The sequence below is a fragment of the Acinetobacter haemolyticus genome, assembly GCF_900406815.1.
Lineage (GTDB): Bacteria > Pseudomonadota > Gammaproteobacteria > Pseudomonadales > Moraxellaceae > Acinetobacter > Acinetobacter haemolyticus_A.
Window position 1 is genome coordinate 1 of record NZ_OVCN01000001.1, and the last position, 15,809, is coordinate 15,809.

The following is a 15,809-nucleotide window of genomic DNA, read 5'->3' on the forward strand; positions in this document are numbered from 1 at the left end:
AGGTTGGGTGTGGAAGCACGGTGACGTGTGAAGCTGACCAATACTAATTGCTCGTGAGGCTTGACTATACAACACCCAAACAGTTGTTGTATGCAAGATAAATTCAATACATAACTTGATTTAGTGTCAAAACTAGTTACAATACAGACCCAATTAACTAATCCGTTAATGAGCTATATGTAAAGCACTGCTTTGCATAAGCGCAAGATTTGGAAAACGCCTTGGCATATATAAGACCAAAGCAAGTATCCATAAACAGTTTGCTGGCGACAATAGCAAGAGTGAACCACCTGATCCCTTCCCGAACTCAGAAGTGAAACCTCTTCGCGCTGATGGTAGTGTGGCACTTGCCATGTGAGAGTAAGTCATCGCCAGCTTTTAAATCTAAAACACCCCCTAACCTAACGGTTAGGGGGTGTTTTTTATTGCATAATGAAAAAATAGCCTGAATACTTTTTATTTCAACAGCACTAAATGCTTTAAAACACTTTATTGTCATATCTAAATCAAATATAAATATTTCAATAAAACAAACGAAATTAATGCTAAATCAGTATAAATTTTTAATCTGAAAATTATAAAAAGGATGTTTTTGTGCTCGAAGTCATTGTTAAGTTAGTAGGTGGAATTGGTTTATTTCTTTTAGGCATGTCTTTGATGACAGATAGCTTAAAGGCAATTGCGGGTGAAGCATTACGACAATGGCTCGTTCGATTTACAAACTCACCGATTAAAGCTGTTTTATCTGGAATAGGTCTAACAGTGGTGGTTCAGTCCTCCACAGCGACGACATTGGCGACTATTGGTTTTGTGAGTGCGGGTATCTTAAGTTTTAGTCATGCTATCGGTGTGATTATTGGTGCAAATATTGGTACCACAAGCACTGGGTGGATGGTCGCATTATTAGGATTAAAGTTTTCAATTGCAAGTTTTGCTTTACCACTCGTAGGTATTGGAGCCTTACTTAACTTAATGGGTAAAGAGAAGTTTGCATTTATTGGTCTAACTTTGGCTGGTTTTGGATTATTGTTTTTCGGCATTCAATTTCTACAAGATGCCATGAGTGGATTGGCGTTATTGATCGATTTGTCACGCTGGGCAGAACCGAGCTTGATGATGAAGTTTTTTTTGGTACTCATTGGGATTGTGATGACGATTTTATTGCAATCCTCTAGTGCCGCGATTACAACCACATTAGCTGCACTTTCTACACAAACCATTAATCTTGAACAAACTTTGGTTTTGGTGATTGGTCAAAATATTGGAACAGTCGCCACAGCAGTATTGGCTGCAATTAGTGGCACAACAAGTGCCAAGAGAACTGCGGCTGTCCATGTGATTTTTAATGTTGTGACAGCTGTATTCGCTTTTATTTTATTATCACCTGCTTTTATTTGGGCATATCAGCATTTTGAAAGTGTTCAGCAATTAGGTCCTGTGTTATTGGTAGCTGCATTTCATACTACTTTTAGTCTATTAGGGGCATGTATTTTTATGCCTTTCTTAGCTAAATTTGAACAATTGATTATTCGATTACTACCAGAAAAAGAACATGCCACCACACGTTATTTGGATGAATCACTTTATAGCGTACCAGCACTTGCAATTGCAGCTGTTGAACGTGCCTTATTAAAGTCAATCTCGGAAATGTATGATATTTTCGTGCACTGTATTCGTAAGCGTGCGAAGGCTGAAGTCGCCAAAATAGATGAGTTTGACTATACGTTGAGCAAAATTGAAGACTATCTGGATAAGATGTCTGCCCCTCAATCTACAGCGGTTCAGCATCGATTGCTGGTTTTGCTAAGACTCGTTGTATATGCACGTGTGCTTAAAAATGATTTAAGCAGTGTGGGTCATATAGAAGACATTGAAAATCAAAAAAATATTGAAGAATTAGCTGATCGTTTTGCTATGATTCTTGAACAATTCATTCCTCATTTATCGAATGAACCATTTGCACGAATCCCTAAAGCTTTAGTAGATGAATTGGCGAATTTTTCCGCAGAAATGCAAGCCGATCAAGATTTAGTTCGTCAAAAAATAATTGAGGAATCTTCATCCAGAAAAGTATCAGCAGCTTCTACATTAGAACAACTGGCGGCACAGCGTTGGTTGGAGCATTTGGTTATTCATTGTGAAAGAGTCGCAGTTTTATTAGGTGAGAGTGAGGAAGTGGTGGCAAATGATGAGTTAGGCGCTACTCAAACGTGAGATTTAACTTTGATGTTCTAAAAGATAGTTTTTCGTAAAAGCAGCTGCTTTATACTTTCTTCATTTGCTGACAAGCCTATAATGATTTGAGAATCATTCCAAATCTAATAAGGAAATAACATGTCAACTGATCAACAATTTCCGACACCAGCCAATCTTGGTATCGCAGTGTATTCAAATAATGCCGAAGCAATCGGTAACACGCCTTTAGTACGCATTAACCGTGCTATTCAAACAGGTGCAACTGTACTGGCAAAAATTGAAAGTCGTAATCCTGCATTTTCAGTAAAGTGTCGTATTGGTGCGGCATTGATTGCTGATGCAGAGAAACGTGGTGTACTTAAAGCAGGTATGCATATTGTTGAGCCAACCAGTGGTAATACTGGGATTGCGTTAGCATTCGTTGCAGCAGCAAAAGGTTATCCAATTACTTTAACCATGCCATCAAGTATGAGTTTGGAGCGTAGAAAAGTATTAAAGGCATTGGGTGCAAATCTCGTTTTGACTGATCCTGCGAAAGGTATGAAGGGTGCGGTAGATGAGGCAGTACGTTTAGCCACTGAAAATCCACAGCAATATTTTTTACCACAACAATTTGAAAATCCAGCTAATCCTCAAATTCATGTGGATACCACTGGCCCTGAGATTTGGCAGGCAACCAATGGTCAAGTCGATATCTTAGTCGCTGGTGTGGGGACGGGTGGAACGATTACAGGAATTTCTCGCTATTTTGAGCAAGTTCAGAACAAGCCATTATATTCAGTCGCTGTTGAGCCTGCTGAATCTCCAATTATTACTCAGACTCGGAATGGTGAGAGTATCAGCCCTGCACCACACAAAATCCAAGGGATCGGCGCCAATTTTATTCCTAAAAATTTAGATTTAGATTTAGTTGATGAGGTTGTGCCTGTAAATAGTGCCGATGCAATTGAGTGGGCAAGAAAATGCGCAACTCAGGAAGGAATTTTGGTGGGTATTTCAAGTGGTGCAGCATTAGCAGCAGCGGCAAAAATTGCTGAACGTCCTGAAAATGCAGGCAAGACCATTGTGGTGATCTTACCTGATAGTGGTGAGCGCTATTTATCTTCAGTCTTGTTCGAAGGGATGTTTGAAGAAGCTTAATATCTTTTTAAAACCAAAAACCATGCTTGATCAGCATGGTTTTTTTATAGATTACAGCGCTCTTTTGAGCTCTTTTTTATGCCGTTCAACGGAGCGGGCATATTTTCTGGCTTTGTGCCGATTGCTAAAACTACGTTGATAACCCGTCGGACCTACATAGTAATAGCCCAATGCTTTGTGCCAACTACCTGCGGATTTGTAATAGGTTGCAAGGACATGTGTACCACAATTGATATTAATATATTCGTTGTATAAATCACCAGGACAATCTTGTCTCCAATGACTTGGGATGATTTGCATGAGCCCAAGTGCTCCTGTTGGTGAGCGTGCATTTGAGCGATAACTGGACTCTTGACGAATCACCGCTGCCACTAAGAGGGGTGGAACATCGTGTTGCTTAGCACTTTGGAGAATAATGGGAGAAAGTCGATCAGCTGTGGTCGGAGAAACAGAATAAGCTTGCTGGATACCTTTGGATAGTTTTGGGGCATTTAAACTACTACATGCGGTTAAACTCACAATGGATAAAAATATGATCAATTTGAATGGAATCAAAAAGTAATTTTTGAGTGTAAAAAGAGTCGTCGTGTTAAAAACAACCAAAGTAATTCATCCACGTGCCAAAAGTTGGTCCGATGTTAGAAATTATGAGGTTGAAGATCAATAGAGATTCTGTTGTATAAATAATAAAACAAGAGCATTGTTTAGCGTTTTTCAATCGCTTCAGGATAGGCGTATACTGTTTCCAGTCAAGGAGTCACGATGTCTAAGCCTGAAGCACTGCCTACTCATATTGAGTATGGGTCTAAATCATTTACTGCAATTCTATGGTCATTGTTCTTTGCAGGTTTTGCCTCATTTTCATCTTTGTACTGCGTACAACCGATGATGCCAATTTTTGCAAAATTCTTTCAGGTTTCACCTACACATAGTAGTTTCCCACTTTCTTTTTCCACCGTGGCTTTAGCCATAGGTTTATTGTTTACGGGTTTTATCTCTGATCGTTTTGGGCGAAAACCCATTATGGTTTTTGCTTTGTTTTTGGTTTCTCTTCTCTTGCTCATCAGTGCCTCATTTCCGATTTGGGAAGTCTTTTTGACCACCCGTATTTTCATTGGTTTGGCGGTGAGTGGCGTTGCTGCGGTTGCGATGACGTATATCGGGGAAGAGATTGCCCAGCAAGATATTGGTTTTGCTATGGGATTGTATATCTCAGGCACCGCCATTGGGGGGATGGGGGGGCGTTTGATCGCAGGTGTTTTAGTTGACTTTATTTCTTGGCAATCGGCTACTTATATCATTGGATTTTTGAATCTGGTCATCGCTTGTTTATTTTATTTGTTATTACCAAAGTCTCAACATTTTCAACCTTATCCATTTCGATTTTCCCGTTTTAAAGCTGCATTTGAACAGAACCTTAAAGATCCAAAATTACGGATTTTATTTGCTCAGGGTTTTATCTTAATGGGCTGTTTAGTGACGGTATTTAACTACATTAGCTATCATTTATTAGAAGCGCCATTTCATTTATCACAAGCATGGATTGGTGTGATCTCAATTGCTTATCTAGCAGGTATTTATAGTTCACCTAAAGCGGCACAATGGGGCTTTAAATATGGACGTGATAAGGTGTTGCCTTGCTTGTTATTGAGTATGATACTGGGATTATTCATCACCCTCATTCCATCGCTATGGGCGGTTTTACTCGGTTTAACGATTTTCACTTTTTCCTTTTTCGCAGCACATTCAACAGCCAGCAGTTGGGTTTCTGTGCAAGCGGTGCAATATCGTGCGGTGGCCTCGTCCTTGTATTTATTCTGCTATTACGTTGGTTCAAGTTTGCTTGGTAGCAGTGGTGGTTTGATTTGGGAAAATTTTGGCTGGGTTGGGATTAATCTGAGTGTAGGGATGGTGTTGGTGCTTGGTTTGGTTTTGGCAGTACATTTAATGCTTAAAGAAAAAAATTAAAATAAAACGACAATTAAAGTCGCACTAACTTGATAAAAGTCTTTGAAATTTAGTAAGTTAAGCCTATGTCATGTTGGCATAATTTTGATATTAAAATTGGGGAAAATAAGATGGAACTGCACAGTCGCGTTTACTATAAGCATCCTGATACCAAAGTAATGGGGCTATTAGAATCATTATTTAAAGATCATGCAGGGAGTGCAGAAAAGTTTCTAGAAGCTGCACTAGAGATTAATGCTGACGGTATGGAACTAACGCAAGCTTTATTAGATCAGATTGATTCAATTCAATACGATTTAGATCCAGAGCACTTAGATTATATTGCGGGTTATGCTGTTTTAGAATTTACACATGGCTCAAATGGCGATGAAAATATTGAGAATATTCTATTATTTTTAAAAGGCTTATTACCTGATATTCATGCACAAGCTTGGGGTTGTGGAGATGATGATCCATGGGAGTTTTGGTTCAAATTTGATGGTGATGAACTTATTCGTGAAGATGATGAACCTTATAATGACCCTGATGAAGATGAAGAAATTAAAGCTTCTATTTACGTATGGTGGCATCAAGACTTACCTGTAGAAATTAAGGAAGGTTTCTTGAACGAAGACGAATAATTATCAACGCTTTATATGTGTATTTCCTCGAATAGTTACAAATTCTTTTTGAGGAAATGCCTTTGTTTATTTTTTAATCTATAAAAATGAATGAAATTCATGTTAAAATGATCGGCTTTCATCTTTGATGCTATCCCAGCATTTCAGCTAGCCGAGATTCGCAAGCCATGTCTACTGCCTATACCAAGCAAACTGCGCCAAAAGCGCTGTTTGATTACGACAAATATTGGGCGTCGTGTTTTGAACCTGCACCATTTTTACCGATGTCACGAGAAGAAATGGACTTACTCGGCTGGGATGCCTGTGACTTTATTTTAGTTTGTGGCGATGCTTATATTGATCATCCATCTTTTGTATCGGGTGTGATTGGTCGTGTGCTTGAGGCACAGGGCTTTCGTGTGGGGATCATTGCTCAACCCGATTGGACCAATGTCGAAAGTTTTCGTGTCTTAGGGAAACCGACTATTGCATGGGGTGTAACCGCAGGCAATATGGATTCGATGATTAACCGTTATACTGCAGATCGTAAAATCCGTTCGGATGATGCGTATTCGCCAAATAATGAACCGAATAAACGTCCTGACCGCGCAGCAACAGTATATTGTCAGCGTTGTCGTGAGGCTTTCCCTGATGTACCTGTATTGCTCGGTGGGATTGAAGGTAGTTTACGTCGTATCGCACATTATGATTATTGGTCCGATAAAGTCCGTCGTTCTATTTTGATGGACTCTAAAGCGGATTTATTAATGTATGGTAATGGTGAGCGTGCCATTATTGATGTGATGCACCGTTTAGCTAAGGGTGAAAAAATCCACGAGATTACCGATGTTCGTGGTACTGCATTTATTATTAATAAACACAATAAAGCATCAAAAGCACAATTCGTTGAAATCGCAAGTAATGACGTGGATAGCATTGGTCGTGTTGATCCAATTATCAATCCTTATGTCATGACTGAAGATATTGATGGCTGTGAAGTTGAAAAAGAAAAAGGCAACTCACTGGCACAATATCAAAACTTCCAAAAAGAAATTGTGACCAATCCAATCGTTCGTGAAGGTGATCAACTCGATCCAGATACACAGATCGTACAGTTAAAACCTGCACCATCTAAAGCGATTAAACATAAATTACCGCCACGTGAATTGGCTGTGATTCGTTTGCCTTCATTCGAACAAGTGGCAGATGATCACGTGCTGTATGCGCATGCCAACCGTATTTTGCATTTGGAAACCAATCCAGGAAATGCTCGTGCACTGGTACAGCGTCATGGTGAACGTGATGTTTGGATTAATCCACCTCCAATTCCGTTAACAACGGAAGAAATGGATTATGTATTTGATTTACCATACGCACGTTTACCGCATCCAGCTTATGGCAATGCGCGTTTCCCTGCATTTGATATGATCAAATTCTCTGTGAATATCATGCGTGGTTGTTTTGGTGGTTGTACTTTCTGTTCGATCACTGAACATGAAGGGCGTATTATTCAAAACCGTTCTGAAGAATCAATTCTGCGTGAAATTGAAAAGATCCGTGATACTGCACCTCAATTTACAGGCATTATCTCAGACTTAGGTGGTCCAACAGCAAACATGTATCGTTTGCACTGTAACGACCCTGAAATCGAGAAGAACTGCCGTAAACCGTCTTGTGTTTATCCAGGTGTCTGTCAAAACTTACATACTGATCATGCGCCCTTGGTTCAGCTTTATCGTAAAGCACGTGAAATCAAAGGTGTGAAGAAGATTTTGATCGGTTCAGGTCTTCGTTATGACCTTGCTGTGTTAAACCCTGAATATGTCAAAGAGTTGGTACAGCATCATGTTGGTGGTTATCTAAAAATTGCACCTGAGCATACCGAACATGGTCCATTATCCAAGATGATGAAACCAGGGATCGGCACTTACGACCGCTTTAAGCAAATGTTTGAGCGTTTTAGTAAGGAAGCAGGAAAGGAACAATATTTAATTCCTTACTTCATCGCTGCGCATCCCGGTACAACGGATTACGATATGATGAACTTGGCGATTTGGCTGAAAAAGAATGGTTTCCGTGCCGATCAGGTACAAACCTTCTATCCATCGCCAATGGCAACTGCGACTACGATGTATTATTCAGGCAAGAATCCATTATCTAAAGTGGCGCGTTATACTGAAAATGTCGATATCGTGAAAGGCGAAAAACGTCGTCGTTTGCATAAAGCTTTCTTGCGTTACCATGATCCAAATAACTGGCCTTTATTACGTGAAGCGTTAAAAGAAATGGGACGTTCGGATTTAATTGGTAACTCGAAACAACATCTGATTCCAACCTATCAGCCACAAGGCACAGCTGAAGGTGAATATAAGTCCGCGCGTAAGAAGAACTCGAGTGTTGCGGGTGATTCTGCTAAACGTGGTCAATCATCTCGTCCACAGTCTAATTCTGGTCAAAAACGTCCACAAAAAGGCCAAGTGCTGACTCAGCATGCGGGTTTGCCCCCACGTGAAACTGGTGAAAAAAGACCATTTTCAGGCAAACCAAAGTCGAAAGTAAAAGCACATCGTTAATCACCATCTTCAAATGAAGAAAAAGGACATCTAAAACGGTGTCTTTTTTTTTAAAAAAAACGTTAATTGTGTCGCATTCTAATTTCAAAACTATAATTTATAGAAACATATACTGACAATATTGACTTGAATATTCAGTGGATGCTGATTATAAGTAGAGCTAGGGTAAGCTTTTACGACTTTGGTCGCCTAGTATAAAACGATTAAAAAATTTAAGTTTACGCTGTTGAAATAACTTTACTATCGTTTGTTATTGATTAAAAAATTGGCATAAAGCCAAAAATGATTATAAAAAATCTAAAGGGATTAGTTAGAAATGTATTATTTCATAACCATTATTGGTTTGCTGCTTATTACAGCACTTGCACTTCGTCGCCTACATCAAAATCGGCGCCAAGACAGTCCATTAAAGCGACGCGGTATATTAAATATTGCTGAGCAAATTACCTTGATGCGCTTACAAGCTGTGTTGCATCGTCATACTGTACTGGCCCATGTTTCGTTTGATGCATTATTAACGACCAAATTTGCACATACACGACGCAAATATCAGGGCTTGGTCGCTGATTTCGTGGTATTGGATCAACAGCTGCAAGTCTTGGCAATTATTGAGATTGCAGACGAATCTTATGTGAATCGTCTGCATTTAAAACATTATCAAGACAGCTTGTTAGAGTTGGCTGGGTATCGTGTCTTGCGTTATAGCAGTATTCCAACTGAACAAGAGTTACGAGAAGATTTATTACCTGACTTATTTGATCCAATGATTTCATCGACTAGCCCATTTAATGCCATGCCTCATACGGACCGTATGATGAAATATAATGTACTTGCCGCAAAATCTTAAGGGGTGTCAGGTCGTACAGCTGTTACAGTCATTTCAACTAAAACATCAGGTGCATAGAGTTTAGATTCAACACAGGTACGTGCTGGGGGATGTCCCTCAGCAATCCATGCGTCCCACACCGCATTCATTGCTGCATAGTCTTTTTCAATATCTTTTAAGAAAATCAATACAGACAAGATATGAGTTTTATCGGTGCCTGCTTCTGCCAATAAACGATCAATATTGTCTAAGGTTTGTTGAGTCTGTGCGCTCACATCAACGCTGGTATCATCTGCCAGTTGACCTGCTAAATGAACGAGATTTCCTGAAATTGCGACTTCGCAAAAACGTGATGTAACATGCAATCGTTGCACAGACATAGCGAAACTACCTAATTAAAACTGTATCAATAGGATTGTACTTGAAGCATTCTTAGCACAGTGTAATTTTGTATAAATCAAGCTAAAAAAGTTTCTATTTCCATTAATTTGCGCTGTTTGAAAATTAAAATGGAGCGGGATTGGGGGCAAACAATAATATTACCAAGATTCAGAAATTGAATTTTGGCGTGTCGAAGTTGATTTAAACAGCTCGCAATTGAACTCTGCTGGGGACATAGTTGTTTGAGTTGGCTTAAAGTTGAAGTGGTGGTGTGATACATATTCTTATTCCTTAGCGTCATCGTTAAAAATTGAGCAAGGAACTAACCTTGCCCGATTCACTTATATGTGTTGTTGTTCGGATTGATACCAATTGACATGACGGGTGATATACATGACGCATGCAATTAAAATGAAAGACAAAATTGAGCCAAATAAGAAAGTTTTTCCGCTGGATTGTAGTAATAGATACATCATGCCGTATAAAGCACTGAGCAAAACACCGAAAAGTATGGCGGCTTTTAATCCTTGAACGACAAAGTATAAATACCACGTAATCAAACCAATACATGCAACTGCCGCAATCAGATAGGCGAGGGAAAAAGCGTAATATTCACTTATAGAAAGGAGTAAAACAAAGAACACGCCTTGTGCTATAGCAACTAGAGCATACTGAACAGGGTGAATTTTAAGATTCTTCAAGACTTCAAACAGAAAGAAGCAACCAAAGGTAATAATGATCACCATAATGCCATATTTGATTGCACGATCCGTTTGAGTATAAATATTTACAGGTTCTAAAAACTGCGTCGAAATACCAGAAATGTTGTTTGAAGATGCATTTGAAACAGCATAAGCAGCTTCTACATCACTGATCAGATTGTTTTGAATATTTAAAGCTTGGTACAAACACTGACTGTTTTCACAAGTTGAAAGACGATCTAAATTACGTTTACCTAAAGCAATATTTTTCCAGTCCGCTTCAAAAAATTGTTTTTTGCTGAGTTTCTTAAACGGTAAACTTTGACCATCGTATTTCACATCACCCCAATTACCTGTAGCTTGATAAGTCATTTCGTAACTGGTTGGGATAAAGGCAAATTCGCTTAAACCTTCTAGATCAAATTGCAGGCTAAAGCTAAAACCTTGTTGCAGTTTTTGGATCAGTTCAGGATATTGCTTGCTGGTGATATGTAGTAGATCAAAGCTGTGTTGCCCTTGGCTTTGTTCAGAAAAGTCAAATTTATAATTTTTTCCATCAATATTAATTTTTGGTTTGGCATTCAGACCGCGAGCATCTTGGATAGGAAAAATGATTTCAGCTTGATCCCAAAGATAGTTGCGTTGCGATTCAATCGTGGCGCCTTTAAATATACCTTTACCTATCATGTGATTTTGATAGCTAATTGCTTTATACATACTGCGTTTGTAGGTGCTATCAGAAACTTTAAATTGAGCTGTCCAATCTGTAGTTTCTGCGCCTATGGTGACAAATAATGTTTGGGTACAATCGTAAGTTTTCTTTTGCTCATCGGTGCATGTGGTTTGAACTTGATAAGGAAGTTTTAAATACGGTGCAATGACTTGTTGTGGGCGAATTTGTTCTTTTGCAATGTCTTGAATCACTTGTTGTTGATAGCTTTGGCGTTCATCTACCAAGTTGGAGATAAAAAAGAGACCAATATAAAAAATCAAAATAAGGAACAAAATCGCTCCTATTTTCAGATTAATAAAGTTTCTGCGCATGGTGGATTCCATTGTCATGGTGATATGAGCAGTATCTCGAATCCATATGCGTTCTAAATGAGTTGCAATTGAAGCTTATGTGAAGTTTCGATGAAGTATAATTTTTACTAGTACCCCTGATTTATGCCGCTCTAAAAAATCTAAATAATTTTCAGGAATATTTTGAATGGTGACATGACCTTGATGCTGTTGGATAATCTGCTGCACAATACTCAGACCAATACCCGTACTTCGTTGCTGATTATGCGGACGAGGTAATGAAAAATAGGTTTCAAAGACACGATTTAAAGCGTATTCGGGAATGGTTTCTCCCTCATTGAATAACAGGATTTCAATGCCATCAGTGATGTTATTTTCCTTTAATTGAATGGCGAGAAGACCTTGTTCTGAGCAAAAGTCTCTCGCATTATCTAAGATATTATTGATTGCTTGTTTAAGCCAAAAGGGATCAGCATAGATTGCACAATCTTCAGGAAGATTAAGCTCTATTTCGATCTGTTTAATTTTGAGAGCACTATATTGTTGTATCAAGCAATCTCGAATCAATTTTGCTAAATCAATATTTTGAAACTCTAAAACATGCTGATTTTTCTCTAAACGTGTCAGCAACAACATGCGTTCAATCAAAGATTGCAAGCGATGACTTTGCTCAACAATATGCGCTGCAAATTGTTGTTGATCTTCTAAGGGCAGATCATCTTGTAACAGCTCTGCACTGGCTTGAATCGCCGTAAGTGGGCTTTTTAACTCATGGGTTAGCGTATTGACATAGTTTTCAACATAAGCACGGTCTTCCAACTTTTCCCGCATCTCACTCAGGGCTTGGGTCACTTGATTTAGTTCTTTGGCTGAATAGAAAAACGGTGCTTGATTCACAGGCGCGAGTGCCTGGGCATAGCGTCGCACTCGGTCTATACTATGTTTAAGCCAATAAGCCACTATGCTGGCAAGTAATAAGCTGAGTGCCGCAATCCATAAGGCTTGATGAATGAGTTGACGTTCTGCGCGTGCGATATACGGTTGTACGGATTGATTCGGTTTGCCGATACTGACTACACCTATTAATTCTTGTTTGTAGATAATTGGTGCAGCAATATGCATCACACTGCTATTTCGGTCATAAGGGTTGGTTGCCGTAGAACGTGCCCCATATTTACCGCGTAAGGTAAGATAAACATCATTCCATTTGGAATAATCTTGCCCAACGGCTTGACCTTCGGAGTCATAGATCACAATACCATGCTGATCTGTAATATACAGTTGTTGGTTAATTTCATCTTTCTGATGCTGCCAAATAGTGGCATTGAGTTGGCGAGATAATGCAGCTTGAATTTTCTGGTCAAATTCAGGTGTACTGACTTTTTGTTGTGCCACATCTTCCGCAACCAGTTGGGCAATGATATTGGCATTTTCAGCGAGTGTATCTTCAACCACTTGGCGGACATTTGGTTTGACCTGTTGATTTAATGTATAAGCAATAAAGCTTAGGCTTAGCACGACCACCAAGCTAAAGAAAAACCAAATGCGGATAAAGATGGACATTGATTAACCCAACTTTACCAAACTATACCCAAACCCTCGATGTGTCCGAATAGGATCATCAGGGGTAATTTGTTTGAGTTTTTGCCTTAAACTTTTGATATGAGTATCGACTGTGCGTTCTAAGCTATGCTCCGGATGTTCCCAAATATGATCCATTAGTTGTTGACGGCTAAACACTTGTTCAGGATGCTGAATCAATAAAAATAACAACCGATATTCATAACGTGTTAGTTGCAGTATTTGCCCATGATATTGAATCTGTAGTGACTGTGGATTGCACGTCCACGTCGCAGGTTGTAGAGTTATTTTTGCTTGGGTGATTGATGGTTGTGATGAGATATTTTGTGCCTGTATTTCCATTCTGCGCCAAACCGCTTTGATTCGTGCCACAATTTCCCGTGCACTAAATGGTTTTGTGCAATAATCATCTGCGCCAATTTCTAAACCAACAACACGATCAATTTCGTCATCACGTGCGGTGAGGAATAATAAAGGTGTTTGATATTTTTGGCGTAGCTGTTTGCAGACTTCAAAACCATTCAGATCAGGTAATCCAACATCTAAAATAATAAAATCAAAAGTTTGTTCTGAAAGATATTGTAGTGCTTGAGCACCTGTATTTGCCCAACTAACACTCCAGCCTTCGCGTTCAAGTGCATAACGTAGAGGAAGAATAATCGCTGCTTCATCTTCAACGCATAGAATTTGTTTTTGATTCATCATGATTAACTAATCAATATTTTCTAATTTTATTGAGTTAGTTTAGCGGAAGATGTGGTAGAGAAAAGTAGTAATACTCATTTTTATAATTCTTTAATGAAAAAAGGACACTTGAAGTGCCCTGTAATATTCGGATTTGATCGTCACGCCAACCACAGGAGCAGATGCTAAAAGCGAGGATTTCTTTAGCAAAGCGAATAACATGGATAATGTTACTGCGTTGCTTAGAGTACTGAAAACTGCATAAAAAGCAAACATAAATTTGAACCAAAATCGTCCTGTTGTGTAAAAAAACAACATTACCATAGGGAAAGTTGTGATTCTTGTTGTAGAGCTTGCAGTTGATAAACGCCAACACCAACGAGACGAAACTGAAAGTCTGGATCGATATGCATTTCATTGAGTAGTTGTAAAACCACTTGTTCTAAATCTTGTTGCGAGCGAAGCGGTAGTTTAAAACTTTTACTATGCTGTAGTGTTTGAAAGTTTTTCAGTTTCAGTTTGACGTTAACTCCGCGAGCAGTCAGTTTTTTTCTTTCTAAACTACGCCATACTTGTTCGGTTAAAGGTAGCCAAGAATGACTACATTGATTAAGCGTGTAATCATCATCAAAGGTCGTCTCTTTGGAAATTTGCTGTCGTTCACGTTCGGCTTTAACAGGACGATGATCAATACCCTGTGCGTATAAATACAGTTGTTTACCATATTTCCCGAAATGATGAATGAGTACATTTTCTTCTATTTGATGTAGGTCACCTAAGGTATGCAAATTTAATTGATTTAATTTTTCATGTGTGACTTTGCCCACCCCTGGAATTTTGTTGAGTGCCAAGTCTTGGATGAAATGTTGCACTTGTTGGGGTTTAATCACAAATAAACCATTCGGTTTGTTCCAGTCGGATGCGATCTTAGCCAAAAACTTATTCGGTGCAACCCCAGCTGAAGCAGTCAGTCCTGTTGCTGCAAAAATATCTGCACGAATTTGTGTCGCGACCTCAGTTGCACTGGGTATATTCTTTAGATTTTCTGTTACATCCAGATAGGCTTCATCTAAAGACAGGGGTTCGATGATCGGCGTATATTGCTGAAAAATTTGATGAATTTGCGCTGAAACCTCTCGGTATTTTTCGAAGTTTGGTTCAATCACAATCACGTGTGGGCATAATTTTTTGGCTTGTCCCATCGACATCGCTGAGCGTAAGCCAAACATACGGGCAGGATATGAGGCTGCGGCAACGACTGCGCGTGGATGATGCGATGAAATGACTACAGGCAGATCTTTAAGTTCAGGGCGTTCACGCAGCTCCACTGATGCAAAAAACGCATCCATGTCGATGTGAATGATTTTGCGTATTTCATTTGCCATCTTGAATGCCTTGTTGCTCAAGAAAAATCCGCCACTGGCGTGGTGACTCGGCATAAACATTCAAGTCGACTGCTTTAGGAATACCGTCAATTTTTCCAGTTTGACTGTGTTGCCAAAACAGCCATTTACGACCGTCTTTTAATTCGGGCTTAGCCTCGTAATCACGTACCCATAACGGTGTGTCATTAAAGCTGCCCATCAATACGATATGATAAAAACGCTTCGAAATATAGAATATCGGCTGTTTGCCATAATGTTGATGCAATTGATCATGCATGATCTGAATTTCTTTGAGTAGCTGCTCTTTGGTATAGGTATTAATACAGTTGCTGTCATATTCCAAATCAATCACAGGGGGGAGTGCATTTGCTTTGTTTGGGACAGTCGCAATAAAATTTTCTGCTTGTACCTTGCCATCACGACATAAACGATAGAAATGATATGCACCAACGTGAAAGCCTTGCTCCCGTGCTTTAAGCCAGTTGTCCTGAAATTTTCGATCTTTAAAATCACCGCCTTCAGTTGCTTTTATATACACAAATTGATATGTCAGCGGAGAGATCTTTTTCCAGTTAATTTCACCTTGATGATGAGATACATCAAAACCACGAATGGCATAGTCTTGCGCTGAAGCTTTTTGCTGATAGAACAAACCGAAATAGCTCAGCATACCCAATACGACAGCTAAAGTAATACTGACATAAGTTGGATAATATTGAGCATATGGATGTTTCGTTGCTTTCTTTGCCATG

General features: G+C 39.2%; 14 protein-coding genes and 1 rRNA gene. 7 read left to right on the top strand and 8 right to left on the bottom strand.

Features of this window, described 5'->3' with window-relative positions; translation table 11 throughout:
* Positions 1-262 precede the first annotated feature (262 nt).
* The 3 genes from rrf (at position 263) to cysK (ending at position 3,336) form a co-directional block, all read left to right on the top strand.
* Positions 263-377, top strand: a 5S ribosomal RNA gene (rrf, locus tag DK207_RS00010).
* Positions 378-594: 217 nt separating this feature from the next.
* Positions 595-2,214 carry a Na/Pi cotransporter family protein gene (locus DK207_RS00015; RefSeq protein ID WP_109439480.1) on the top strand — a complete coding sequence of 540 codons (1,620 nt, stop codon included), beginning with the start codon at positions 595-597 and terminating at the stop codon, positions 2,212-2,214.
* Between the two features lie 120 nt (positions 2,215-2,334).
* Positions 2,335-3,336 carry a cysteine synthase A gene (gene cysK / locus DK207_RS00020; RefSeq protein WP_005084077.1) on the top strand — a complete coding sequence of 334 codons (1,002 nt, stop codon included), beginning with the start codon at positions 2,335-2,337 and terminating at the stop codon, positions 3,334-3,336.
* Positions 3,337-3,387: 51 nt separating this feature from the next.
* On the opposite strand, the gene DK207_RS00025 is transcribed toward cysK, so the two are convergent.
* Positions 3,388-3,939, bottom strand: a complete 552-nt coding sequence (locus tag DK207_RS00025; RefSeq protein WP_005084075.1) for a lytic transglycosylase domain-containing protein — start codon at positions 3,937-3,939, stop codon at positions 3,388-3,390.
* 159 nt (positions 3,940-4,098) lie between these two features.
* On the opposite strand from DK207_RS00025, the gene DK207_RS00030 reads away from it, so the two are divergent.
* From DK207_RS00030 to DK207_RS00045, 4 genes are all read left to right on the top strand, one after another.
* Positions 4,099-5,304 (top strand): MFS transporter, encoded by a 1,206-nt coding sequence (locus tag DK207_RS00030; protein ID WP_109439481.1) that lies wholly within the window; start codon positions 4,099-4,101, stop codon positions 5,302-5,304.
* A gap of 110 nt (positions 5,305-5,414) precedes the next feature.
* On the top strand, positions 5,415-5,924 hold the full coding sequence (locus tag DK207_RS00035; RefSeq protein WP_109439482.1) for a hypothetical protein: 510 nt from the start codon (positions 5,415-5,417) through the stop codon (positions 5,922-5,924).
* 167 nt (positions 5,925-6,091) lie between these two features.
* Complete coding sequence (locus DK207_RS00040; protein WP_109439483.1) at positions 6,092-8,476, top strand: YgiQ family radical SAM protein; 2,385 nt, start codon at positions 6,092-6,094, stop codon at positions 8,474-8,476.
* Between the two features lie 316 nt (positions 8,477-8,792).
* Complete coding sequence (locus DK207_RS00045; RefSeq protein ID WP_109439484.1) at positions 8,793-9,323, top strand: DUF2726 domain-containing protein; 531 nt, start codon at positions 8,793-8,795, stop codon at positions 9,321-9,323.
* Here the strand turns inward: DK207_RS00045 and DK207_RS00050 are convergent.
* From DK207_RS00050 to DK207_RS00080, 7 genes are all read right to left on the bottom strand, one after another.
* Entirely contained in the window at positions 9,320-9,682 is a 363-nt protein-coding gene (locus tag DK207_RS00050) for a RidA family protein (RefSeq protein WP_017395290.1), read from the bottom strand. The two genes, DK207_RS00045 and DK207_RS00050, sit on opposite strands and share 4 nt — an antisense overlap.
* Before the next feature lie 77 nt (positions 9,683-9,759).
* Positions 9,760-9,963 carry a hypothetical protein gene (locus DK207_RS00055; RefSeq protein ID WP_109439485.1) on the bottom strand — a complete coding sequence of 68 codons (204 nt, stop codon included), beginning with the start codon at positions 9,961-9,963 and terminating at the stop codon, positions 9,760-9,762.
* 61 nt (positions 9,964-10,024) lie between these two features.
* Positions 10,025-11,428, bottom strand: coding sequence for a cell envelope integrity protein CreD (creD, locus tag DK207_RS00060; protein ID WP_109439486.1), 1,404 nt, complete (start codon positions 11,426-11,428; stop codon positions 10,025-10,027).
* A 75-nt stretch (positions 11,429-11,503) separates the two neighbouring features.
* The gene (gene creC, locus DK207_RS00065; protein WP_109439487.1) at positions 11,504-12,970 is read right to left on the bottom strand and encodes a two-component system sensor histidine kinase CreC; all 1,467 of its coding nucleotides are present in this window, start codon (positions 12,968-12,970) and stop codon (positions 11,504-11,506) included.
* Between the two features lie 3 nt (positions 12,971-12,973).
* Positions 12,974-13,693, bottom strand: coding sequence for a two-component system response regulator CreB (creB, locus tag DK207_RS00070; protein WP_109439488.1), 720 nt, complete (start codon positions 13,691-13,693; stop codon positions 12,974-12,976).
* Between the two features lie 296 nt (positions 13,694-13,989).
* The gene (gene dinB, locus DK207_RS00075) at positions 13,990-15,045 is read right to left on the bottom strand and encodes a DNA polymerase IV (RefSeq protein ID WP_171293604.1); all 1,056 of its coding nucleotides are present in this window, start codon (positions 15,043-15,045) and stop codon (positions 13,990-13,992) included.
* 1 nt (position 15,046) lies between these two features.
* Positions 15,047-15,808, bottom strand: a complete 762-nt coding sequence (locus tag DK207_RS00080; RefSeq protein WP_109439490.1) for a GH25 family lysozyme — start codon at positions 15,806-15,808, stop codon at positions 15,047-15,049.
* Between the last annotated feature and the right edge of the window lies 1 nt (position 15,809).

What these genes read in the sequence shown, in the direction of transcription:
- DK207_RS00050 (WP_017395290.1), bottom strand. Translation starts at nt 9,682, where the DNA reads ATGTCTGTGCAACGATTGCATGTTACATCACGTTTTTGCGAAGTCGCA.
- DK207_RS00040 (WP_109439483.1), top strand. Translation starts at nt 6,092, where the DNA reads ATGTCTACTGCCTATACCAAGCAAACTGCGCCAAAAGCGCTGTTTGAT.
- DK207_RS00035 (WP_109439482.1), top strand. Translation starts at nt 5,415, where the DNA reads ATGGAACTGCACAGTCGCGTTTACTATAAGCATCCTGATACCAAAGTA.
- creD (WP_109439486.1), bottom strand. Translation starts at nt 11,428, where the DNA reads ATGCGCAGAAACTTTATTAATCTGAAAATAGGAGCGATTTTGTTCCTT.
- creB (WP_109439488.1), bottom strand. Translation starts at nt 13,693, where the DNA reads ATGATGAATCAAAAACAAATTCTATGCGTTGAAGATGAAGCAGCGATT.
- creC (WP_109439487.1), bottom strand. Translation starts at nt 12,970, where the DNA reads ATGTCCATCTTTATCCGCATTTGGTTTTTCTTTAGCTTGGTGGTCGTG.
- DK207_RS00030 (WP_109439481.1), top strand. Translation starts at nt 4,099, where the DNA reads ATGTCTAAGCCTGAAGCACTGCCTACTCATATTGAGTATGGGTCTAAA.
- DK207_RS00080 (WP_109439490.1), bottom strand. Translation starts at nt 15,808, where the DNA reads ATGGCAAAGAAAGCAACGAAACATCCATATGCTCAATATTATCCAACT.
- DK207_RS00045 (WP_109439484.1), top strand. Translation starts at nt 8,793, where the DNA reads ATGTATTATTTCATAACCATTATTGGTTTGCTGCTTATTACAGCACTT.
- cysK (WP_005084077.1), top strand. Translation starts at nt 2,335, where the DNA reads ATGTCAACTGATCAACAATTTCCGACACCAGCCAATCTTGGTATCGCA.
- DK207_RS00055 (WP_109439485.1), bottom strand. Translation starts at nt 9,963, where the DNA reads ATGTATCACACCACCACTTCAACTTTAAGCCAACTCAAACAACTATGT.